General features: G+C 34.2%; 25 protein-coding genes and 6 pseudogenes. 11 read left to right on the top strand and 20 right to left on the bottom strand.

Going from position 1 to position 20,986, the window contains the following annotated elements:
- Nucleotides 1–7 precede the first annotated feature (7 nt).
- The 5 genes and pseudogenes from MHH45_RS00700 to MHH45_RS00680 form a co-directional block, all read right to left on the bottom strand.
- Complete coding sequence (locus tag MHH45_RS00700) at nt 8–475, bottom strand: IS66 family transposase (protein ID WP_422851252.1); 468 nt, start codon at nt 473–475, stop codon at nt 8–10.
- A 124-nt stretch (nt 476–599) separates the two neighbouring features.
- A pseudogene (locus tag MHH45_RS00695) lies at nt 600–743 on the bottom strand (TetR/AcrR family transcriptional regulator); the annotation flags it as partial.
- A 185-nt stretch (nt 744–928) separates the two neighbouring features.
- Nucleotides 929–1,405, bottom strand: a complete 477-nt coding sequence (locus MHH45_RS00690; protein ID WP_016115512.1) for a GyrI-like domain-containing protein — start codon at nt 1,403–1,405, stop codon at nt 929–931.
- A gap of 31 nt (nt 1,406–1,436) precedes the next feature.
- Nucleotides 1,437–1,685, bottom strand: coding sequence for a MazG nucleotide pyrophosphohydrolase domain-containing protein (locus MHH45_RS00685; protein ID WP_033671330.1), 249 nt, complete (start codon nt 1,683–1,685; stop codon nt 1,437–1,439).
- Nucleotides 1,660–2,448, bottom strand: a pseudogene (locus MHH45_RS00680) (MFS transporter); the annotation flags it as partial. The gene MHH45_RS00685 and the pseudogene MHH45_RS00680, both read right to left, overlap by 26 nt.
- On the opposite strand from MHH45_RS00680, the pseudogene MHH45_RS00675 reads away from it, so the two are divergent.
- The 4 genes and pseudogenes from MHH45_RS00675 to MHH45_RS00660 form a co-directional block, all read left to right on the top strand.
- Nucleotides 2,429–2,995, top strand: a pseudogene (locus tag MHH45_RS00675) (LysR family transcriptional regulator substrate-binding protein); the annotation flags it as partial. The pseudogenes MHH45_RS00680 and MHH45_RS00675 sit on opposite strands and share 20 nt — an antisense overlap.
- A 22-nt stretch (nt 2,996–3,017) precedes the next feature.
- Nucleotides 3,018–3,308 (top strand): DUF3784 domain-containing protein, encoded by a 291-nt coding sequence (locus tag MHH45_RS00670; protein WP_016115516.1) that lies wholly within the window; start codon nt 3,018–3,020, stop codon nt 3,306–3,308.
- 32 nt (nt 3,309–3,340) lie between these two features.
- Nucleotides 3,341–3,487: pseudogene (locus tag MHH45_RS00665) on the top strand (IS1595 family transposase); the annotation flags it as partial.
- Between the two features lie 143 nt (nt 3,488–3,630).
- Entirely contained in the window at nt 3,631–4,008 is a 378-nt protein-coding gene (locus tag MHH45_RS00660; protein ID WP_016115517.1) for a hotdog domain-containing protein, read from the top strand.
- Between the two features lie 159 nt (nt 4,009–4,167).
- Here the strand turns inward: MHH45_RS00660 and MHH45_RS00655 are convergent, their stop codons facing one another.
- From MHH45_RS00655 to MHH45_RS00645, 3 genes are all read right to left on the bottom strand, one after another.
- The gene (locus tag MHH45_RS00655; protein ID WP_016115518.1) at nt 4,168–4,449 is read right to left on the bottom strand and encodes a hypothetical protein; all 282 of its coding nucleotides are present in this window, start codon (nt 4,447–4,449) and stop codon (nt 4,168–4,170) included.
- Between the two features lie 23 nt (nt 4,450–4,472).
- Nucleotides 4,473–4,961 (bottom strand): DUF1648 domain-containing protein, encoded by a 489-nt coding sequence (locus tag MHH45_RS00650; protein WP_016115519.1) that lies wholly within the window; start codon nt 4,959–4,961, stop codon nt 4,473–4,475.
- 394 nt (nt 4,962–5,355) lie between these two features.
- Nucleotides 5,356–5,556 (bottom strand): VOC family protein, encoded by a 201-nt coding sequence (locus tag MHH45_RS00645; protein ID WP_016115520.1) that lies wholly within the window; start codon nt 5,554–5,556, stop codon nt 5,356–5,358.
- Nucleotides 5,557–5,698: 142 nt separating this feature from the next.
- On the opposite strand from MHH45_RS00645, the gene MHH45_RS00640 reads away from it, so the two are divergent.
- A complete protein-coding gene (locus MHH45_RS00640; protein WP_016115521.1) occupies nt 5,699–6,679 on the top strand; it encodes a ketoacyl-ACP synthase III in 981 nt (326 codons plus the stop codon).
- Nucleotides 6,680–6,980: 301 nt separating this feature from the next.
- Here the strand turns inward: MHH45_RS00640 and MHH45_RS00635 are convergent, their stop codons facing one another.
- Nucleotides 6,981–7,979, bottom strand: coding sequence for an HAAS signaling domain-containing protein (locus MHH45_RS00635; RefSeq protein WP_016115522.1), 999 nt, complete (start codon nt 7,977–7,979; stop codon nt 6,981–6,983).
- The gene (locus MHH45_RS00630; protein WP_016115523.1) at nt 7,966–8,313 is read right to left on the bottom strand and encodes a PadR family transcriptional regulator; all 348 of its coding nucleotides are present in this window, start codon (nt 8,311–8,313) and stop codon (nt 7,966–7,968) included. The genes MHH45_RS00635 and MHH45_RS00630 overlap by 14 nt, the downstream gene beginning before the upstream one ends.
- A gap of 280 nt (nt 8,314–8,593) precedes the next feature.
- On the opposite strand from MHH45_RS00630, the gene MHH45_RS00625 reads away from it, so the two are divergent.
- The 3 genes and pseudogenes from MHH45_RS00625 (at nt 8,594) to MHH45_RS27935 (ending at nt 10,589) form a co-directional block, all read left to right on the top strand.
- The gene (locus MHH45_RS00625; protein ID WP_016115524.1) at nt 8,594–9,631 is read left to right on the top strand and encodes a serine hydrolase domain-containing protein; all 1,038 of its coding nucleotides are present in this window, start codon (nt 8,594–8,596) and stop codon (nt 9,629–9,631) included.
- 523 nt (nt 9,632–10,154) lie between these two features.
- Nucleotides 10,155–10,445 (top strand): annotated as a pseudogene (locus MHH45_RS00620) (helix-turn-helix domain-containing protein); the annotation flags it as partial.
- A gap of 3 nt (nt 10,446–10,448) precedes the next feature.
- Nucleotides 10,449–10,589 (top strand): zinc ribbon domain-containing protein, encoded by a 141-nt coding sequence (locus MHH45_RS27935; RefSeq protein ID WP_422851253.1) that lies wholly within the window; start codon nt 10,449–10,451, stop codon nt 10,587–10,589.
- A gap of 79 nt (nt 10,590–10,668) precedes the next feature.
- Here MHH45_RS27935 and MHH45_RS00615 read toward each other — a convergent pair.
- From MHH45_RS00615 to MHH45_RS00590, 6 genes and pseudogenes are all read right to left on the bottom strand, one after another.
- A pseudogene (locus MHH45_RS00615) lies at nt 10,669–10,964 on the bottom strand (DUF4180 domain-containing protein); the annotation flags it as partial.
- A gap of 55 nt (nt 10,965–11,019) precedes the next feature.
- The gene (locus MHH45_RS00610; RefSeq protein ID WP_016115528.1) at nt 11,020–11,268 is read right to left on the bottom strand and encodes a hypothetical protein; all 249 of its coding nucleotides are present in this window, start codon (nt 11,266–11,268) and stop codon (nt 11,020–11,022) included.
- A gap of 326 nt (nt 11,269–11,594) precedes the next feature.
- Nucleotides 11,595–12,662: a flavin-containing monooxygenase gene (locus MHH45_RS00605; protein WP_016115529.1), complete on the bottom strand. Its 1,068-nt coding sequence runs from the start codon at nt 12,660–12,662 to the stop codon at nt 11,595–11,597.
- A gap of 309 nt (nt 12,663–12,971) precedes the next feature.
- Complete coding sequence (locus MHH45_RS00600) at nt 12,972–13,709, bottom strand: metallophosphoesterase family protein (protein WP_016115530.1); 738 nt, start codon at nt 13,707–13,709, stop codon at nt 12,972–12,974.
- A gap of 73 nt (nt 13,710–13,782) precedes the next feature.
- Nucleotides 13,783–14,475: a transcriptional regulator YeiL gene (gene yeiL, locus MHH45_RS00595; RefSeq protein WP_016115531.1), complete on the bottom strand. Its 693-nt coding sequence runs from the start codon at nt 14,473–14,475 to the stop codon at nt 13,783–13,785.
- Nucleotides 14,476–14,621: 146 nt separating this feature from the next.
- Nucleotides 14,622–14,825: a hypothetical protein gene (locus tag MHH45_RS00590; RefSeq protein WP_249922719.1), complete on the bottom strand. Its 204-nt coding sequence runs from the start codon at nt 14,823–14,825 to the stop codon at nt 14,622–14,624.
- Between the two features lie 376 nt (nt 14,826–15,201).
- On the opposite strand from MHH45_RS00590, the gene MHH45_RS00585 reads away from it, so the two are divergent.
- Both MHH45_RS00585 and MHH45_RS00580 read left to right on the top strand, forming a co-directional pair.
- Nucleotides 15,202–15,624, top strand: coding sequence for a DMT family transporter (locus MHH45_RS00585; protein WP_016115533.1), 423 nt, complete (start codon nt 15,202–15,204; stop codon nt 15,622–15,624).
- A 14-nt stretch (nt 15,625–15,638) separates the two neighbouring features.
- A complete protein-coding gene (locus MHH45_RS00580) occupies nt 15,639–16,103 on the top strand; it encodes a DMT family transporter (protein WP_088094242.1) in 465 nt (154 codons plus the stop codon).
- A gap of 81 nt (nt 16,104–16,184) precedes the next feature.
- Here MHH45_RS00580 and MHH45_RS00575 read toward each other — a convergent pair whose 3' ends face one another.
- Nucleotides 16,185–17,417 carry an MFS transporter gene (locus MHH45_RS00575; RefSeq protein WP_088094243.1) on the bottom strand — a complete coding sequence of 411 codons (1,233 nt, stop codon included), beginning with the start codon at nt 17,415–17,417 and terminating at the stop codon, nt 16,185–16,187.
- Between the two features lie 37 nt (nt 17,418–17,454).
- Nucleotides 17,455–17,934 (bottom strand): GNAT family N-acetyltransferase, encoded by a 480-nt coding sequence (locus tag MHH45_RS00570; protein WP_088094244.1) that lies wholly within the window; start codon nt 17,932–17,934, stop codon nt 17,455–17,457.
- 125 nt (nt 17,935–18,059) lie between these two features.
- On the opposite strand from MHH45_RS00570, the gene MHH45_RS00565 reads away from it, so the two are divergent.
- A complete protein-coding gene (locus MHH45_RS00565; protein WP_088094245.1) occupies nt 18,060–19,211 on the top strand; it encodes an ArsR/SmtB family transcription factor in 1,152 nt (383 codons plus the stop codon).
- Between the two features lie 64 nt (nt 19,212–19,275).
- Here MHH45_RS00565 and MHH45_RS00560 read toward each other — a convergent pair whose 3' ends face one another.
- Together MHH45_RS00560 and MHH45_RS00555 are read right to left on the bottom strand one after the other, a co-directional pair.
- The gene (locus MHH45_RS00560) at nt 19,276–19,683 is read right to left on the bottom strand and encodes an NUDIX hydrolase (RefSeq protein WP_088094246.1); all 408 of its coding nucleotides are present in this window, start codon (nt 19,681–19,683) and stop codon (nt 19,276–19,278) included.
- A gap of 387 nt (nt 19,684–20,070) precedes the next feature.
- Nucleotides 20,071–20,985, bottom strand: a complete 915-nt coding sequence (locus MHH45_RS00555) for a D-alanine--D-alanine ligase (protein ID WP_016115539.1) — start codon at nt 20,983–20,985, stop codon at nt 20,071–20,073.
- Nucleotide 20,986 lies beyond the last annotated feature (1 nt).

Genomic DNA, 20,986 nt, shown 5'->3' with positions numbered 1-20,986 from the left:
TTTAGAGTTACTTTTTGTTTGCTTCACTTTTTTTCGGTACGTTGCAACTAGATGGTAAATCCATTGACCACCGCAAGACTTTATCAATTTCCTCTTTATTGTTTAAATCGATATTGGGGAGCGTTTCAAACAAATAACGAAGATAATGATAAGGACTTAAATTGTTCTCTTTTGCGGTTTCAACCGGAATGTTTTGGACAGACTCATCCCTATGACCGTGTTTCTTTTTGCGACGATAGGTGATTGTTTCAACAGCTGGTTCAGGGGTTTCAGAATCACTTTCTTTCTCAGCCTTATTAAACAGTTCTAAAGCAAGTTGATTATTAGGTGTTTTTTCGCTAGACGTACCAAACCGTTTTTGTTGACTGAGACGAAATTGTTTTTCATACCATCTTACTTTTGCCGTGAGTTCCTCTACTTGAGCTTGAAGTGATTCAATTGTGGGTTGATTTGAATGTGAAAGTGTTGTTTTCATAGATAAACAAATTCGGAAAAAACATCCAAATTCCTTTTTCATAAAAAAACCTCCACATGTAGTATGTAAGGAGATTATCTCATGGGTTATTTACAAATTGTAGGTGGGGAATATTTGACGCTTACGCTAATTGTGTTGCTAAGTCACTAATTGTAAATGTAAACCCCTTCGTTTGAATTTGATGAATTGTTTCTGTTAAGATTCTTTGTTTCATAGTCGCCCCCCTGAACTTAAAGTACTCATTTAGTACTTTCGGTACCACTATCATTTCACAGTATTTAACACAAATTAAATAACTAATATTTCGAAATTTCATTTTTTCAAACAAAACCCTTAACAGCGCAATTCACGATTAAAATAGTTTGATAATTAACAAAAAATCTCAGAGCTTTATGCTCTGAGATTTTTTGTTTTTATGCAGGACTTATGCTTTTAAAACATAATAAATTTATATCATTCAATCGTATCTAACAACTCTACATCTATATTCTCAGTATCATTCCAATTATAAAATATTTCTAAATGCCATTTATCTTTCAGCCTTTTGTATTCATTCTCTTCAATCCATTTATGTAAGCGAGTATAGGCATCCATAATCTTGTCATTAGATCCTTGATGTCTTAAAATAGCATATCTTTGAGAGGGAACTGATAAAAATACCATATCGGTTGGAATCTCCTCGTATTCTTTCACTTCAACGCAAATCCAATATCCTTCTTCTTCGTCTAAGGTATTTTCTACAACAAATGCTCCATATTGTAACGAAGGATTGATTACATGCTTGATTTCACTCATACGTTTACATAAACGCATGGATGCTTTCGGTATTTCATTAATATATTGTTCACCAGAACAGAGAACTCGAAATCCCACCAACTTTATTTCATCCAGCTTCTTAACAGTCGGATGTCGTAATATTTGTTTTGACATATACTTATTTCCTCTCTGTTTTTATGGGTCTTTACCATTTTCTATCTCGATTGATTTCCATCTTCTCCTGAAATGCTTTCTCTAAATCGATTTCTAATTTATTCGCTAGGTCACATACATTCCAAATCACATCAAACATCTCTAATCCTATTTCTCTTTTTATATTATCATCATCATTTTGTTTTAATACCGCTTCTGTTAGTTCCCCTAGTTCAGTCATCAAATACATTGTACGCCTCTCAATCGTTGCATCAGCAAACCGCTGTAAGGAATAAAGCAATAATCGGCAATCCTGTTCGAGCTAAACGAAGGTTTCCTGTTTTACGTAAAATACGATCAGATAGCTTCGCCCCTAACGGTAATGTAATACAGGCTCCAAGCCAAGGAATCATGCCAAGATACCAAAGAGAAGATAATTGAAAATGGAATACATCTTGCAGATATTTCGGTGTCCAAGTTAATATTAAGAAATTGATATATTGAAAGCAAAAATACGCTAACGTAACCATGACGAATGTCGGAACTTTAAAAAAAGAATACCACGGCTCTTTTTGGATCCCTTTCTCTACTTTTACTGATTGAAGCACACCTTCAGAGCTACGAATCTCAGCTAGTTCTTCTTTCGTCACTCGCGGATGATCTTCAGGCATACTTGTAAAAGTAAAATACCAAATAACTGCCCATATAATACCAATTGCACCAAGGATAAAAAACATCATTTTCCAACTTGTAAAAGACAGTAGCATAACCGCTACAGGTGCAGTTAATACTGCACCTAACGGAACACCTACAAAGCCAAGGGATGTTAGAAAAGCTCGTTCTTTTGGCGCTGCCCAGTTTGCGGCTGTCTTATTCGAAACGGCGAAAGACGGCCCTTCTGTTAATCCGAACAAAACGCGGAAAAGAGCAAATCCTGCTAAAGCAGAGCCACCAAAAACAGCCATCCCTATTTCTCCTGCAAAAGCGGTCGCAATTTCAAAAATTGACCAGGTAGTTGCAGCTACGATCCATACAAATTTTGGTCCTTTTTTATCTGAAAAAATCCGTTATTTTCAAGAGAACTATCCAAATGTAAACTTAAAAATATGGGAAGGTGGTCCTTTATACTTAATAGAGCAATTAGAAAATCGGAATATTGAACTCGCTGTCTTACGTACCCCTTTTAATACGAAGGCTTTTTCTAGTATTTGTGTATCAAAGGAGCCATTCGTATTAGTCATGCCTGCAAAATGGGGGCTTCATCATTCAAATCTTCCAATCTCCATAACTGAACTAGATCATATCCCCCTCTTACTTTTACATAAAGATAAAGAAGACAGTTACCATCAGCTCGTCATTGATGAATGCAACCGCCATGGTATAAAATTAAATATAGCATGTGAATGTCCCGACTCTTCATTTGTACTTATGCTCATCATGGCTGGGATCGGAGCATCTATTCTACCTAAAAGTGCTGTATCTTATATCCCGCAAGAATTTATCAGAATAGTAGATTTAATAGATTTTCCATTTCAATCTGAATCATCAATAATATGGTTGAAAGATCGGAAACTCTCTAACAGTGCTAGACGATTTGTAGAATGCACATAAGAATGATTTCGGAGGTGTAATCATGGCCCTCTTCGCTTCTCCATCATTATGTATCATCGCTATAATTTCTTTCGCATTATCTTACTTTGTAGGAGTAAAACAGTATACTTGGCTCTTATCTGGATTTAATGAAAGACGTGTACAAGATAAGCAAAAACTAGCAAACATAGTTGGGCTTTATAACTTAGCAGCTGGTGTCATTGCGGCAATTGGTAGCGTCTTCACTACGCCCAACACACAAATTATTGTTCCTATTATTATCGTTGGACATGTTATATTAGCAGCTTACGTGAATACGAGAATGGTTCACTAATCCTTCTAAAAAGAAGGCTCTGTTAAGGGGAAATGGTTAACAAAGCGTTTAATAGCTTATTAAAGCATATGGACAAACTATCTCAAACGAAAAAAGAGCAAGCTTTTCAATGAGAGAAACACTCTGTTGAACCTACATCCTCTGTTGGTGGTCGTCTAATCAATGAAATGAGAAAAACGTATGACGGTTTACGCTTATCAAAATTCAATGTGTAGTCCTTATTGAGCTAACGGTCGGAATAGTTGAACACCGCTCTTAATTGTTACAATATTCAAACTATAACAAACCATAACAGTATTTAAACTTTAGGGAGGAGATTTATATGTCTTTAAAAGTCGGAGATATAATTATGTTTGAACGAACTTTTACAGTAAAAGATGTTGAATTATTTACAGAGGTTTCAGGTGATGAAGGGATTCACCATATAACCCCAGATGAACAGGGAAGACTTGTAACCCAAGGGTTACTAACGGCAACTCTACCAACGAAAATAGGTGGAGATAATAACGTACTGGCTCGTACTATGAATTTTGAGTTTTTAAGACCTGTATTTACAGGGGATACAATAATTTGTGAAGCTAAAATTGAAAAATACGAAAGGCAAGAAAATAATAGAACAGCTATTATTACATCCTTTTTATGTAAAAATCAGAATGAAAAGGTAGTATTAAAAGGCAACTTTTCAGGTGTAATACTGTGAATTCTTTCTACCTTCTTCAATTAACTGGAGCGTTAGAATCTGATTAGCAACATTAAAATTTAACAGAGCGAAAAAGAAAAAAGATAAGCAAATTTGCTTATCTTTTTTCTGCTTTCCATTCAGTATAATCCATATTAAGAGATGGATCTATTTATATTGTTATAAAGAATCCACATATTCTTTCGCTTCCAGCAATGAATACCCAAATGCTTCGCGCGCTTTCTTAACTGCTGTAATTGTTTTTCCAGCTTTCACAAGCTGCCGCAGTTCATTATTAATTTCGGGCTCTACCTCTCTAATTCCCATTTGTTTTGTTATTAATTCTAATCTAGTTTCCATACGCTTTAGTCTAGCATCTGTTCGTTTTTCTATTTGCTTTATCTTTTCTCCAATGTAAATGACACCAAAAGCAACTATTGGTAGTACCACCCAAAACCCCATAGCACTCCTCCTTATAACTTATTTTATACACGACGAAATCGAATGATATAAACTATCAAAGTAACAAATAAAATCACTATAAAACTTGTCAAAAACCAACTACCTAATCCATCCGCTTTCCCTATCGCAGTTTGTACTTCCTTCCATGTAGCAATAAAGAAAAAGAAGCTAATTTCAATATTTAAAGCAATCATCAATCTTCTTCCTTCTGCATATAATTTTGGTGCCTTTTCTTCTGACACATTCATAGAATAATTAAATAGTTGGGAAGCTTTCCCTAACATGTATAATAGAAAAAATAAAAGCAAGCCTACAATTGGCAAGATTAAAATACTTTCTTTTCCACTCCATCCATCTGGTCTCCCCATTCCGTCAAAATGGGAAGGAATCCTTTCTGGTAATTCCGACCACATAAAAAATACATATATAAATATACCGCATAACAAAACAAAGGATAGTACTTCTATACATGTTTCAAATTTTGTTTTTGGAATTTGTATATTCTGTTCCATCTCTATATCACCCCTCTAAATTTTACCATATTATGAATTTAATACATAATGAAGGTTTGAGTTTCAATATATCAAAATCCCCACTATAACTTATAGTTTTTTGCATTGTATTGAACATACTATTCGATATAGTAGGCTGGCTCATTTTCAAAAAGCAAATCGAAAATAAAACAATTATTATTCCGGTCATTATGTCAGGATGGACTTTATACATATTTCGATACAAGATTCTCCCCAAAATACCGCAATACTGCTGCCCTCATCCTTAAACGGATGAGGGCACTTATCTGGACTGCTTTATTTCTTAATGGATATGTTACATTCTCCTTGTCTATTTATCCCGCATTAACGAGCAGTAATACTCCCACCTCAAAATTCGGTGAAAGCAAAGAAGTTAGGTGGGAGATAAACTGCCCGTAAAAACCCGATTGGTATTCGAATTATTTTTACAAAATTCTAACTCACTCTCTCCTACTTGAATGCTAAAACTTGTTTCACCACTATTCTCTAATAAATGAAAACCTAATTTATGTAAATAGAAATCTCTCATTTCTTCTAATGCATTACTGTATAAAGTAACTCTATTTATCAACATCACAAACGCTCCCTTCTATTTCAGTTCTATATTCAGATCATATAATTAATAACTTAATTTTACAAATAATTGAACTAATAAGAAATTTTATTTATAATTAGAACTAGGTATTATAACTTAGTTATAAATAGGAGGTATTTATATGAATTCAAAAGCACGAATTACAGCTGTCGGAACTTATGTACCTGAGAAAGTACTATCGAATGAAGATTTATCAAACCTAGTTGAAACAACAGATGAATGGATTGTTCAACGAACCGGTATGCATGAGCGAAGAATTACTCCCTCTGATGAATTTTCCACAACTTTATGTATCCGAGCTGTCCAAAATTTAATTGATCGATTCCACGTTTCCGTTGATGACGTTGATTTAATTATTGTTGCAACTGCTACACCAGATTACATGTTCCCTAATACCGCAAGTCAAGTTCAGGCTTATTTTGAAATACCTCATACAGGAGCAATTGATTTAAGTGCAGCTTGTGCTGGGTTTGTTTATGGATTAATTGTTGCCAACGGCCTTATTACTTCTGGGACAAACAAAAAGATACTTGTGATTGGCGCTGAAACCCTTTCAAAAATCACAGATTATAGCGACCGTACTACTTGCATACTTTTCGGAGATGGTGCTGGTGCAGCTCTTTTAGAATATGATGAACACAGCCCTAGTTTTTTAGGAACTCATATGGGATCTAAAGGTTCTGGCGGAATCAACTTATACCAAACTGCCTTATCAAAAACAATGAATGGAACCCCATTACAAGACACACCCTACCTCGTTCAAAACGGAAGAGCCGTTTACAAATGGGCTGTAAATACAGTTCCACAAGGTGTACAAGAATTACTACAAAAAAATCATTTAGATATAGCAGAGATTGATTGGTTCATTCCACATAGCGTCAATTTAAGAATGATTGAATCCATTTGTGAGCGAACAGGGATTTCTCTTGATCGTACACTCATGAGCCTACAATATTGCGGAAACACTTCTGCTGCTTCTATTCCGTTAGCACTCGATATTGGGTTAAAAGATGGAAAAATCAATAATGGCGACACTTTACTTTTGTATGGATTTGGTGGAGGTCTTGTACATGCGGGGCTCATTTTAAGATGGAATATATAGTACATAACATAGAGGCTGATGTCTTATCGCATCGGCCTCTATGTTATGTTCCTTCCAAATTTTTGAATACTAATTGTTCCGTCACTCCACCATTCAATGAATTGCTTTAAAGAAGGAGCAACCCAAGTACGACTATCATCTTCGTGATTCCAGACATAACTTATAATCATTAAACATAGAAAAAATCCCTGATTTCAATTAAAAAGCAGGGATTTTTGGTATTTTAATAGACTTAGTGAAATGAATAAACTATTTTTGCTTATTCAAGAAAAACAACTATTAATTGAAAAGAAAATACGGATTAACGAATTTTAGCTTTGCGGAAACCATCAAATGCACTGATTGCTGCAGATATTATAAAGATGAAAATTCCACCGCCAACTATCCACGTTTTAAATTGATTAGTGGTAATAGTAAATACATCCGCCATATACGTAATGAAATCTTTGTTTAGTAAATTGGGATTTAATAATATCACAATAAATACAATAGTTCCAATTAGCTGAAGGACAGTATTGCATATTGCCATTCTTTGCGTCCATTGTCCCTTTATTAATTTATAAAGGGACAACGCTATTTCTAAACCGATCATAATAACAACGATTGGCCAATACCGAAGCAAAACATCTTGACTGAAAGTTGGCGTCACAAATTCAAGTCCGTTTCTACCACTTTCATATACACCTACAAGATGACTCGAATAAAAATAAAGAGTTGCCCAAATCGCAGTCCACATTAAACCTCCAAATACTTCAAACTTCGGAATCACTTTTTTCTTAGGGATATAAGAGATATTTTCCAAATCAGCAGGAGTCCATTTTTTAAGGCGTGCTGTTAATGGCTGCTCATCTCTTCCATTATCTGTTCTTTCTAAAACAGCAAACACAAGTGTTAGCCAAAAGAATACATGGATCCCTACTTCAATGATGCTCCCTATTCCTTTGCCCATAAGACTCAAAACAATATTTATAACCGCTTGTTCTCCACTATATCCAATAAAATTTTCGGCAATCATCGAAATTAACGAAATGACAGCGGCAATCGGTAAAATCATTTTTAATAACGTCATATATACATCAAAATAACGTGGACCAATTAAGTACATTGGCCGATCTCGATAACCACTAGCCAATGTGACTGGACTCCCTAATTTTTCAAGAACCGCCTTTACATCTTCTTCACTGTAATCATCAGGTAGCATATCCTCTATGGTTGACCGTAGCTCAAGTGCAATATCCTCACGATTTTTTTCAGGCAGCCTACGAGTAACTTCTTGGATATAAATCTCAATTAGATTCATCGTCTTCTTCCCCTTTTAATAAGCTATAGAGCTTCTTTGAATTCTCCATCCATTCCCTTTTTAACTGTAAAAAGATATCTAGCCCATGTTCACTTAAAACATAATATTTACGAGGTCTACTTTCAGATGTATCCCAACTACTCGTCACCAACTCCTGTTTCTCTAATCGACGAAGCAATGGATATAAAGTACTTTGATCAATGGTAATACCCGATTCCTCCAATAACTGAACAAGTGAATATCCATACTGTGGTGTTCGTAATTGACTTAAAACGGCTAATGTTAATGTTCCTCTCCTAAGCTCTGTCGTTAGCGAATTCAATAAATTACTCATTCACCCACCTCATTTTTATTACTATATGTCATACAGTATTTAATTTATACTATGCAACATACACTATTGTTGTGACAAAATTATTTAAAATTTAGAAATAAACAATATTAAGTAAAGTACATAACAAGTTGAAATAAAAAGAAACCACAAATTAGACATATCTAATTTGTGGTTTCTTTTTTGGTTTTTTCTTCCACAAGCCTGCACCGCCATATTTCCCTTTATTTAACATTTCATTTATTATATAGTGAATGTAACATTGAAAAAGGAGAATAATCACATGGAACTCAAAACGCTAGATATATATGAAAAAATGAATCAATATCCGGTAGCTGGACTAAGCCTAGCTATTATTCGTAATGGGAAATTAGAATATGCTGAAGGTTTTGCCTCACTTGAGTTTGGTACAGCTAGGAAGGTTAACGTGAATTCTATTTTCAACGCTTGTTCTATAAGTAAATTCCTCACAGCGATGCTCGTATTGAAATTAGCAAATCAAGGGATACTGAACTTAGATGAAGATGTGAATAATAAACTTGTATCTTGGAAAGTTCCTGAGAATAAGTTTACTAGTAGTAAAAAAGTTACCTTACGAAATCTATTAAGTCATCAATCAGGAATTATTGATCCACCTGAAAGCTTTGATATATATCATTCTACAAAAGGAAAACCTACCATTCTTCAAATTCTTCAAGGTCAAACATTTTATTGCCCAGTCCCAATTGAAGTTCAATATGAACCGGAAAGTACCTTTCACTATTCAGATGCAGGATTTTGTATAATAGAACAACTCATAGAAGACGTTACTGGGGAACCTTTTAATCTTTTATTACAAAAATTCATATTTGATCCTTTACATATGAATAACAGTACACTCCTGCACCCTAAGCAAGATACGACAAATAATCCTTTCGCTTGTGGTCACGATAAAAACGGACATGTGGTAGATGGAAAGTATCCATCCTATCCATATTTAGCTGCTGCAGGAGTTTGGTCAACTCCGACAGATTTAGCAGCCTTAATCATAGAAGTCATCCAGTCTTTACAAAGCAAAAGCAAACTCGGTCTCTCCTCCAAAATCGTCAAAGATATGATTTCTCCACAAGGTTGTTCAAAGTGGACCGGGTTGGGTATATTTCTTGACACTCCAAACCAAGAAATAGAAATTTCTTCACTTGGTTGGGGCGTTGGGTTTCAATGTTTGATGCTTGCATATCCTTATAGAGGTACTGGCGCTGTCATTATGACAAACTCGGATTTAGGTGTTCATCAAAACGAAGGGATTATTGGAGATATTGTTAACTTATTAAAACTATAGGAAGCTTTAGTAAAAGGGCTATAATAAAAAAGCTACAAAAAAGCTAGCTTTTTTCGTTCTGACAAGCATAGAAAGATCCAATACTACACAAAGTGTAGAGCACTTAAAGCCGATTCTTCATCTGCTAAAAAGAATACTGCCTTCCTTTTAGCATTTCCCGACAGAAAACTCCCACCTCAAGGAATGGGTAGGACATGGTCCAATGAGTAGGTGGGAGATGAATGGCGGTTAGGCAAAAGCTTAACATTTCTCCTTGCGGAAGAGTCAGTATGAGGTATCGGGATCCGTTCGTTCCTATAGAAGGGAGATGATGCAGTAAGAAGCATTTTTACATATAAGGAATTGTTCCATCATAAAAGTCTTTCAATATGTATACATTTTTAAAGGGTGACAGAGGAATTTCGACAAAAAAGAAGAAATGATACGAGAGAAGTATTTTTTTGAATTGATTATGATATCGTTCTCATAAATATCGTGAAAAAAGCATGTAGAAAAACTAAAATAGGAAGTGAGGTGGAAAGTGGTGCTCGTCCATAAAGCGTATAAGTTCCGGATCTACCCTAGCGTAGAACAAAAAATACGTATCGCGAAAACAATGGGTTGTTCTCGTTTTGTATTCAATTACTTTTTAGCAAAATGGAATGATAGATATAAAGAAACAGGAAAAGGATTAACCTATGGCACTTGTTCTTCGCAATTACCTGCCCTCAAAAAAGAATTTGTATGGCTCAAAGAAGTGGACAGCACGGCTCTTCAATCTTCTCTTCACAACCTCGCTGACTCGTATTCACGATTCTTCAACAAACAAAACAAAGACGTGAAAGATCTGAAATTGCGTGAATGGAAGTGTCTTTCTTGTGGTATGCATCATGATAGAGATGTCAACGCAGGACAAAATTCGAGAAAAGAGGCCTTAAGGCTTCTAACCGTAGGGACTACGGGGATTGCCTACTCATAAAGCCGATGGATACTTTGGTGTTCGTAGGAATCCCCCACTTCAAGCAGTTTGTTAGAATGTTAAGTGGGGGTAGTTCAATACATTCATATATAAAATCCGCAAGACTTTTACTATTATATACATTGAGATCTCCGACAATAGCTAATTTTACGCCGTAGTTCATATACTTTTGTAAAATTTCACCCGCTAGGCCAGTTCTTAAGTTAAAAAATTCCTCTGTAATATTTACTTTGTTAATCAATATTTTTTGACAATCATAGAAAAATTGACGGATGCCATCAAGTCTAATGCTCCTTGTACATCCCCTATTATAATTTCAGAACTTTCTATAATGGCAACTTTAGAATTATCTTTTTCATGAATACGTATTTCCACCTGTATCCCCACCTAACATTACATTTTTCATTAAATTATCATTCTTCTTTTTTCTTTATATAATATTTTTAGCTACAATCTTAAGATGCTCAGGGGCGATGATTTCCTTTATACTTTCTTGAAGATCCTCTTGAAGCATTTCTTCAAGAGGATCCAATGATACTTCAAGAGATGTACACTCTAACGTTTCAATGTCTAATAAGGAATAATGTTCTTTTTTCTTTATGACTAAATATTGATTCTCTTCCGTTACAAGTAAAGAACCTAATCTAATTCCGAGTAGACGTTGATCATCAAATTTCATACTATATCCCTCTCTCTATTGATAGATATACTATAGAAATAAAAACAATTTTATATAAATTAATATCCATATTATAACTTTACCAAAATTTATCTCTAAATAACACGAAAATTGGTATTATTATCCTTACAAATGAAACCTACACTACATATTTCACATGCAATATTCTTAATTCTTCATATATTGCAGCACAAAAAACTTTCTCAACATACAAAGATCACTTTTTAGTTTTCTTAATTATCAGAATACATTATAATGAATTTAATAAAAGTTTGACCTCTCCTAATTCATGTACATATAGTTGATCGGTAGGAATTGCTACCGATCTATTTTTTTATTCTTTTATTAAACATTGAATCTTCTTTTTGAATAATTGAAAACAAAAATTCTGCATCCCGGCCCACACCACAAAGAAGTGCTGATCCTCTTTGATGTTGCCAAGGTAAACCAATATAGTATAACCCTTGCACCCCGCTAACACCTCTTGTATGAACTGGTGATCCTGCTTGATTCATTGCACCTTCTACTTCAATCCACTGATAATTTGGTATGAACCCTGTAGACCATACTACATTCTGAACATGGCATGTGCTATCATCTGAAAACACTACTTTATTCTGCAATGCATTTACGACCTTCGGCTTCAATGCTATTGCTCCATTACGAATAAGCTCTCTACATTCATAACCAAATATAGGATCTTTCTGCTTCTGAAACCATTTACCTCCCTTTGTATTGGTTCCAGCGTATAATAATCCTATTTTTTCAAGCCAAGCAAAAATACTTCTCCCCATTATTTTTAGTGGTAAAAAGGAAAGATGATAACTTACAGCAATCGTAACATCACGAGATTTCGCTAGTTCTACTGCAATTTGTGTACCGGAATTCCCTCCTCCTACTACAAGGACTGATCCCTCTGGAATTTGTATTGGTGATTGATATTGTGAAGAATGGATTTGAAAAATATCATTGGAAAGATTTTGAGCGATTGGAGGAATAAAAGGTTGCTGAAAAGCACCTGATGCGATAATAACGCGTTTAGATCGTAGTACTTCTTTAGGAGTATACACCTCAAATTCATCCTCCTTTTTTCTTACTTTAAAAACATTTGTATGTAGCCTCACTGGTAAAGAAAAACGCTGTACATACTCTTCTAAATAATTGGAGATTTCATCTTTAGTAGGAAATTCATTTTGGTTTCCATCTAACCTCATACCCGGCAGTGCACAATAAGCTCTTGGTGTAAACAATTGTAAAGAATCGTATCGCTTTCTCCACGAATCACCAATTCTCTTTTCTTCATCTAATAAAACAAAGTTATAGTTTCCTTGCTGCAAGTAATATCCCATAGCTAATCCTGCTTGACCAGCTCCTATTATAATTACATCTAACATTTTCTTATCCTCCTTTTCATTCCGAAAAACATATGAATAATTGTTCATATATTCATATGTTTTATCCAATCATATAAATTTTCTTTTTACAAATCAAGGAAAACAATTCTTTTTCTACCCAATATGTAAACATAAAAAAGCACCATCTTAGTGATAAGAAACTTTCCCTTACCACTAAGATGGTGCTTTTCAAATTTAAAAAATAAACAATCTATGCTACAACATCCATATACTTTATATTCGCATTACTTCTCACTAGAAATCACTAAAACTACTTCGGATCTTCGGTTTGTTTTAATCTCAAGATTGTTATCCCATCCTTCCAGTTCGTAACGCCACCGCCCAATCATTTCGCCCATTACAACCTGCACTCTCTGCTGCTTTCTCCCAATCGTATGGTAATGAAATTTGTTCGATAATCCACCATTCTGATTCCTTTTCCATAACTACATAATTAGCGTGTGGTGATCCTGATTCCATTTTATGAAGAATCGGTAAGTCATCTTTGTAAGCAGGAAGTCCTACACTCCCTGGATTGATAACCACTTTCCCATCTGGTAAATATACAACTCTAGGAATATGAGTATGTCCACATACAATTATTTTTTGCTCTATGTTTTGAAGATGTTTCATAATTTCATCTGTAGTCTTCAATATCCCGCCATCTTCTGTCATTTTTTCTAGCAAATATATTTCATCCGAATCTGGTGTTCCATGACAGAAAAGAATGTCTTCCATAATATATTGAGAAGGATGTTCCTTTAGCCAATTTAAATGCTTAGTTGTTAATAGCTTTTTCACTTCATTTAGAGTAACTGATGAATCTTGTATCGACTCCCATAGCATTCGATCGCAGTTACCTCTAATATGATTCATCTTGTGCTTCATTAAAATCTTGATTGTTCCTACAGGATCTATGGGACCATACACACTATCCCCTAAATTAAAAATCAAATCAACATTACGACGTGAGATATCTTTTAATACCGCTTCTAACGCAAAACTATTTCCATGAATATCTGAAATAATAGCTACTTTCTGTTTCATAGGAGCACCTGCCATTCCAAAATTCTAATATAATCTTTCAAAAAAACTTCAAACATCTACATTTACAATCAGTTTATTTATAAACATCCGTACCAAGCTCTTTTAAAAAATCTATATCTGTCACTTCAAAGTACCCATTATTCTTTCTTATTACGCTTTTATCACAAAGAATATTTAATGTCCGTAGTAGGTGCCTATAACTTGTTCCTAACAATTCCGATGTCTCAGTTAAATTCCCATTAAATATAATTCTTTGTTCATTATGAATAAGTCTTTCCCCAGTCGCAAGAATGTAACTTGCTAACCTATTCTCAAGAGGATACAGTAAATTAATTGTACTGTTTTTTGACAGTCTATTTAACTTCTGAGACAAAGAACCACAGATACACCTTAAAAAGATTGCATCCTGAAGCAATCGTTCTCTCACCTTTTCTAAAGGGATTCCAATGCAATAAGAGTCTACCATCACTTGTACATTTGAAGCTGTTTTTTGTGAGTGGATTAATTCAACATCTCCCAATATTTGCAAGTCATCATAAAAACATAATAATACAGATTTCCCATTACTTAATGTGTTATAAGCCTTCGCTTTTCCTTCAACAAAGAAATATAAATAGTGAATATCTTCATTCTCCTTACAAATATGTTCATTCTTTTTAAAGAGTAATAGTTCCATATAGGATTTCATGTCATTACTAAAAAATGATTCAATATGATTCTGTCTTACATAATCATCTAACTTATGAGAATTGCTTATTTTCTTCATAGATCCCCCACCTCTGTAACTCTTTTTAATTATAAGGCTTTGTTAAATGATAATGTTGATATCTTGTGAAAAGAAAAAAGGTTCACTCAGCCCTTTTCTGGTTTCCACTTCAACTAACCGATTCTTTAGTTGAAGTAGCCTTTAAATTAATTATCCCATTTATGTAATTCAAATTTCCATTTCTCGTGAACCTTATTAAGAATTATTTCTAATTCTGGAGATGTGATTACATCACTTTTTTCTATGACAGTTGACATATCTTCGGTTAGCAACCTCATTAATTTGTATCTCTGGCTCTTTTGTTTAGCTATTTTCACCTTTCGTTTTAAACGCATCTTTCGTTCATCCATAAACGCACCCCGTTACTGTTAATCGCATTATAGTTTCATTTAAATAAAAATTTATTAACTTTTTTATTGTATTAAACTACACTGTTAGTTTAACAAAAAATCAACAGCAGTCTTTAACAGAGCCAATTATAAAAAAAATTTCTTCCTTCTACTATGACATATGTCATAGTAACTCACGATTTAATCATGCTACATTGCATGTAAAGTGAAACTTTAATCAGTGGGGGTTTTCTTCATCCCTCACTGATTATTAGTTGAACGAATAGGGCTTTTACGGGCAGTTGATCCCCGCCTAACTTCTTTGCTCTTGCTGAATTTTGAGGTGGGGGTCTTACTGCTCGCGAATAGCGGGATAAATTTGTAAGGGGGAACGTCATTGTATAATTTGCTCTCAATTATTATAGGTGCTTTCATCGCCATTATGATTCCTTTAAATGGTATCTTATCTGAAATGACAGGTAACTATACATCTAGTGTGATGATTCATATCGTTGGATTAGTTGCTATTGTCATTGTTTTACTCGTTAGCAAATCCAAACTTCGCATGCAAAAAGGGATACCGCTTTATCTTTATAGTGCAGGAGCCATCGGTGTTTTTACCGTACTATTTAGTAATATAAGCTTCACAGCACTTGGTGTCTCTATTACAATCGCTTTAAGTTTACTTGGGCAATCTGTTTCATCTATTATTATCGATCATTTCGGCCTATTAGGGATGAAGGTCGTAAAATTTGAAAAGAAAAAAATCTTTGGATTACTGCTAATTTCTTCTGGAATCATTGTTATGACTATATTTTAATGGAGGATGGAACCATGTTATATATTTGTATTGCCATTTTAGCTGGAATTTCCATTGTAGTTGCAAGAATTATTAATGCTAACTTAGCAGCAAAGATCGGGATTTTCCAAGGGACATTTTTTAATTATATTACAGGACTGTTTTTTTCTTTTCTATTTTTAATCTTTAGCAATGAATCTCTTCACGTATCAACTGCAACATTGCAATCTATACCATTTGTAGTGTATTTAGGTGGGTTAGTAGGTGTTATTGTAATCGTGTTATCAAACTATATTACCCCTAAGATATCATCTTTCTATTTAACGTTATTAATTTTTGTAGGACAATTGTTTATGGGAGTTTTGATTGATTTTTTCAATTCAGGCGATGTATCTATCGGTAAAATAATCGGTGGTTTTTTAGTATTACTTGGACTCACTTATAATTTATTGGTCGATAAAACATATGAACCCATAAAAAATAGTAAGGTACAACTCTAACAGCATACCAAAAAATAGAAAAGGAATAAATCCACTCGCTTGCATTGGACTTATTCCTTTTACGTACGAATACCTCCAGGTTCAACACATCAACTTTGTCTCTTCTTTAACAGAGTGCCTTCTAAAGACAAGGAATTTCAATGCAACAGACATAATAATCATTCCGATTCCACAAACGATAAAAATAACATTTATAGATACAAATATGGAAAGAATCCCAAATATGAGAAGCGATGCTGTATCCGCTAAATAAAGCAAAACCGCATTAAAACTAAACCCTCTCCCTAACATATCTTTAGGAACAAGTTTTTGTAATATGTATACCCTTGTTAGTCCCGCTAGTGGCAAACCAATGCCTACTATGAATACTCCAACAAAATAAAATGGAATGTTGAATGTAAATCCAAGTAGGAAAATCCCAATCCCCCAAATGATCGAAGCAATTGTATAAATAGCTAAATCTAACTTCTTCCATATGAAAGGAATAATCATATTTGTAATGATTACGATACATCCGAAGAAACCTTGAATAACACTATAAACTTCTTTACTGTCTTTCGTGAACTCCCCCAAAGATACGAGTAATCCTACTTTCCAAACCCATGTGTTCATAAAAACCATTGTAAATGTAAGAAGAAATAAAAATGTAATTTGTTTATTAGATTTCATCCAAATCCAAAACTCTCGCAATGAGAGTATTACTTCTTTCACCTGTTTCTTTTTTGCATCCATCACGTCCTCTGTTACATTCATTTTGATAAGAAAAAGTGCGCTTATGAAATATGTAATTGCATCAATCGTAAAAAAGTGAATGACACCTACTGTCTTCATTAACAATATGGAGAGAAACGGGCTGAGTACAGTTATCCCTCTCGTTACGGAATCATATAAACTATTCGTCATATTCCGTTGTTCTATAGGGGTTATAATTGGTAATAGCGCTCGGTGTGCTGGATTAAAAAAACAACCGCAGCACTGAATAAAAAAACTTATGATGATCATATACGTGTAGGTTAAAACATCGAAGTAATAGCAGAAGACAAGAGAAAGGATGAGCGGAATACGAATTATATCAATCATAATTAGCAATTTATTTTTCTGCACCCAATCGGCTATAACACCGCCCACTAATCCAAACAAAAGATAAGGAATCGTTGTCGCAATTACCATTCCTGTTGTATATAATTCTGATCCAGTTAAATCATAAGCAAGAAAAACAAAGGCCAATCCAGTTAATATATCGCCTAAGCTAGAGACTCCCCCTCCCAATAAGTAATACATTATATTTTTATTTTTTAAAATCGTTTTATACAACGGCCTCTCCTCTTCCATATTTTATTTCGAAATACATTTATGAAATATCTCTTCTGTAGCGAATTTTCAGATCTACACTACTTTGTTGTACAAAACCTCTTGCCTCGTAAAAAGGAATTCCTTTTTGATTCCCTTTCATTACAGAAACCCATTGTTTTGTTGCACCTTGTTCAATTTGTCTTTCTGTAACTGCGTTTAAAAGCATTGTTCCAATCCCTTCACCTCTTCTACTAGGATTTAAATACAGCACAAAAAGTTCTCCTACTTTTCCGCTTATCATCCCACCTCCACCAGCACCAACTACTTCTCCATTCTCTAAAGCAACATACCAGCCATCCCATCCTGGCATGGGCAGAGTAACTTCTTGATAAATTCGTTCAAATTGATAGAACTCTTCAATTACCGCATCGATATATTCTTTTTCTTTTAAATCCACATACGTATCACGCCAACCATCTGAGCACACTTTAGAAATCCCTTCCACATGACAAACTGAAGCTTTTTGAATTTGAATCATTTTTTATTCCCCCCTAAATTGATAAACAGCATGAATTGAAATAAATTCTGAATTGTTATAAAATTATATTAACATTCATATATCAAATATGTAAATATGGAATATTTTATTTTCAGGAGGTTTCTATGAAAAAAGAGTTTCTTACGCCAACATACCCAAAAGCGAATATTAACATTGCAACATCTATGGGAGTAAATATTGCTACGAATATATTGTTAATTGATTACCAAAAAGGCAATCATACTATGACTTCTCCTTGGATAAAGGCGACTGTACCCAAACTTTCACAAACATTCCATGAAAATTTGCTTTCTTTACGATCTGTACTCGCTCATGGTGCAATATTACGGGAATTTATTTTAAAAAAAATAGATTTAGCTGATTCTACACACACAGAATGGGGACCTTTCATTTCTTGGTGGGAAAGTCTATCTAGCGAAGAAATTGAAGAATTAATTACATATGCAATTATTGAAAATATAAATTACTATCACGCTAACTTACCTAATGACAAAAAAATAGATCAACTATTACATGGCATTCAACTTAATGAAGAATGTTTATCTCATATATCTACACGAAAAATTGCTTTAACTGTGGTTTTAGAAAGCTGGGGAATCGCATCTACTGAAGAAAAAGTGTCCTTTTTTCTAGATGTAAATGAGGTAAAAATAAAAATAATCGCCCTATTAAAAGACTTTTGGAAAGCTGCATTTGAACCTGTATGGCTCAATTATTCAAGTACTTTGCAGCAAGAAACTGTGCAATTACAATCTATTTCTACTCATTCATGTAAAACAAATGATGAAATTGTTTTTTTTATAACTGGATTATATCCTGACAGTTCATGGGTTGAAACGATTCGTTCTTCCAAAAACATTACTTTTATTCCAACATTGCATATGGGCAGTTTCTTATCTATTTTTAAAGTAGATGAAGTCCTCTATATTTTATTTGAACCAAAACTAACACCTAAACAACAAAATACTGAAGCCGATACTCCGTTGAATATTGATGAAATCATCCTTGCTGTTACTGCTTTAGGTGATCAAGCACGCTTAACTATATTAACGGCACTTGCCAATCATCAAGAATTATTTGCCCAAGAAATTATTAATGAGACTGGATTACATCAAAGTACGGTATCTCGGCACCTAGCTGTACTAGAAAGCGGCGATCTTCTTCATGTGAGAAAAGAAGGTAAAACAAAGTATTATTCTATTAATAAAACCACGGTTGAAAAAACAATTACTTTTTTAAATCATATAAAACGTTAATCAAAAATAGAGAAAGCTGCGCTTTCTCTATTTTTGATTACACTATATTCCCCACTACTATCGATTAAAACACCACAAAAAAAGGTTGCTCTTTTTCATCTAAACTTTTTACGATTCTCTCTTTGAAATTTGACCACGTAACCATCTTTAAAGCCTCTTCAACAGTAAAGAATCCGACTTCTAAACTCTCACTACTTGTTTCTAACTGACCACCTATAGGTTTTGCTAGCCAACAAGTAGCACAAACACCTGAACTTAGATTTTGATATATACCACAGAACCTCGTCACACGAATATCAATTCCTGTTTCTTCTTTCACTTCCCTAATAGCAGCGTCTTGAATGGATTCCCCTTCTTCAACTTGCCCTCCTGGTTGCTCCCATCCTCTACGCGGACCACGAATTAACAGGATCTTCCCTTCATCGTTTACAACAACGACACCCACTGAAACATAATGTTTTGGATTACTCATATGAACTACCTACCTTTCTACATATCATCATTCATTCGTATTTATGCTAAACCAGAGTATAATATGGACACATTATTAATCTAGTTTAATTTTATTAACCTTGTAATGCTACTTATTTCACAACTTAAATATTCGTGAATGATAGGAGAAAGTGGGATATTTTTTGTTCATACAACTACCATGAGCTTTGTGTATTAATATAGACTTGAATTAACACGGAAATATACGAATGGTTCTTAGAAAGACTATAAGACATAGTGTTCTTCATCTAAAATAATATTTTTACATACTATGAAAAATACGAAACAGAATAAACTAGACACAGAACTCTTTTCACCTGAATTATAAGAATTTTAATTAGATTTCCATACTGCATTTCATGTGCTATTAGAAACCTTCGCTCCTTCTAACCTGTAAGGAAGTTTCAATAATCATATCCAATAGCTTGTTATAGGATATTCCTGCCGCATGGGCACTTTTAGGCAACAAGCTATTTTTTGTCATCCCCGGCAATGTATTCACTTCCATAACATACGGGATTCCATCTTTTATAATCATATCCACTCTAGCATAAACACTGCATTTTAATGCTCTATAGCAGGTCATTGCAGCTTCGGCAACACGTTCATATGTGGTAGCCGGAAGTTCCACAACCTCTTCAATCGTAGCGATATCATCGTATTTCGCATGATAATCAAAAAATTCAGCCGTATGTTGAATCGAAATGATTGGTAAAAGCTTTCCGTCCAAAATAGAACATGTAATTTCTTCACCCTTTATATATTTTTCAATCACTATTTCAGAATCCCATTTGAATACATCCTCAAGAGAAGAAAATAAAGAATCCTTATCGTATACGATCTTTACCCCTACACTGGAACCACCTGAATTTGGTTTTACCACTAACGGATACCCCATTTTATCTATTTCATCAAGCTGAAGCTCTTCCGTATTTGAAAGATGAATCCAATCTGGTGTTTCAATACCTTCATAACGAATCATTTTTTTCGACATATTTTTATCCATACAAATACCGCTTGATAGCATGCCACTTCCGGTATATGGAACGCTGAGAGTTTCCAGTGTACCTTGAATCGTACCGTCCTCCCCATATTCTCCATGAAGTGCTAACAATGCAATATCAAGATTTCTTCCCTTTTCAACAAGCTCTTTTTTATCATTTAGTTTAATAGGCACTATTTCATACTTACTCTTATCCAAATGTGCAATCATTTCTTCCCCTGTCATGAGGGACACTTGTTTTTCGGAGGACACTCCTCCCATAATAACGCCAACTCTCATT

This window comes from Bacillus sp. FSL K6-0042 (assembly GCF_038006685.1).
In the GTDB taxonomy this organism is placed as follows: domain Bacteria; phylum Bacillota; class Bacilli; order Bacillales; family Bacillaceae_G; genus Bacillus_A; species Bacillus_A pseudomycoides.
The sequence above is the reverse complement of the archived record's forward strand: the minus strand, read 5'-3'. Positions and strand labels throughout refer to the sequence as shown.